Origin of the sequence: Streptomyces pathocidini, from assembly GCF_001418495.1 — a bacterium.
Classification (GTDB): domain Bacteria; phylum Actinomycetota; class Actinomycetes; order Streptomycetales; family Streptomycetaceae; genus Streptomyces; species Streptomyces pathocidini.
The window spans coordinates 1-1,213 of the sequence record NZ_LIQY01000686.1 but is presented as its reverse complement, the minus strand read 5'-3'; the positions used below and the strand labels follow the sequence as shown (position 1 = coordinate 1,213).

The following is a 1,213-nucleotide window of genomic DNA, read 5'->3' as shown; positions in this document are numbered from 1 at the left end:
AGGTTGCCCAGGCCACCCAGCAGACCCTCGGCCGCAAGATCAAGGAACTGAAGTACGCGATCCAGGTCGAGGAGGAGCTCGGGAAGCGGACGATCCTGGAGAACTACCTCAACATCACCTTCTTCGGGCAGCAGGCGTACGGCGTCGAGGCCGCGTCCCAGCGCTATTTCAGCAAGTCCGCGAAGGACCTGAAACTGGAGGAGGCCGCGCTGCTGGCCGGCATCGTCCAGTCGCCGAGCCGCTACGACCCGCTCAACGACGAGCAGGAGGCGACCGAGCGCCGCAACACCGTGCTCCAGCGCATGGCCGACCTGGGCGACGTCCCGCAGGCCCAGGCCGACCGGGCCAAGGCCAGGCCGCTCGGGCTGAACGTCAGCAAGCCGCGCAACGGCTGCATCACCGCCGAGAGCGGCGCCGGCTTCTTCTGCGACTACGTCCGCAAGGTGTTCCTCCAGGACCCCGCGTTCGGCAGGACCCAGGAGGACCGGTCCAAGCGCTGGGACCAGGGCGGCCTGACCATCCGTACGACGCTCGACGACCAGGCCCAGCAGTCCGTGCAGGACTCGATCGCCGGCCACGTCAGGCAGGACGACAAGGTCGCCACCGCCGTGACACTCGTCGAGCCGGGCACGGGCCGGATCCTGGGGATGGGCCAGTCCAGGCCCTACGGCTTCGGCGAGAACGAGACGCAGATCAACCTGTCCGTGGACTACGCCATGGGCGGCTCCAACTACGGCTTCCAGGTCGGCTCCACCTTCAAGCCGTTCACGGCGGCCGCCGCGGTGGAGAAGGNNNNACGACCGGGGCGAGACCGTCCAGAACGAAACGGAGAAGGAGATCGGCCCGTACAGCCTCAAGGAGGCCACGGCGAAGTCGATCAACACCTACTTCGTGGCGATGATCAGCGACATCGGCATCTGCCCGGTGACCACGCTCGCCCAGAACATGGGCGTACGGATGGGCCACGGCAAGGACCTTCCCCAGGAGCCGTCCCTCACCCTGGGCAGCGCCACCATCTCCCCGCTGACCATGGCCAACGCGTACGCGACTTTCGCCAACGGCGGCACGTACTGCACCCCGGTCGCCATCGACTCGGTGACGACCGCGGACGGCGAGAAGCTCGACGTGCCCAAGACCTCCTGCAAGAGGGCCATGTCGGAGAAGACCGCCGGCACCCTGAACACCCTGCTGCGCGGCGTCGTCGAGGACGGCA

1 protein-coding gene and 1 pseudogene are annotated in these 1,213 nt (G+C 67.7%); both read left to right on the top strand.

Annotated elements, in window-relative coordinates; genetic code table 11:
• A pseudogene (locus AOK16_RS26190) lies at window positions 1-792 on the top strand (transglycosylase domain-containing protein); the annotation flags it as partial.
• Window positions 793-796: 4 nt separating this feature from the next.
• The coding region (locus AOK16_RS28845; RefSeq protein ID WP_338058505.1) for a penicillin-binding transpeptidase domain-containing protein at window positions 797-1,213 on the top strand (417 nt) is incomplete at both ends.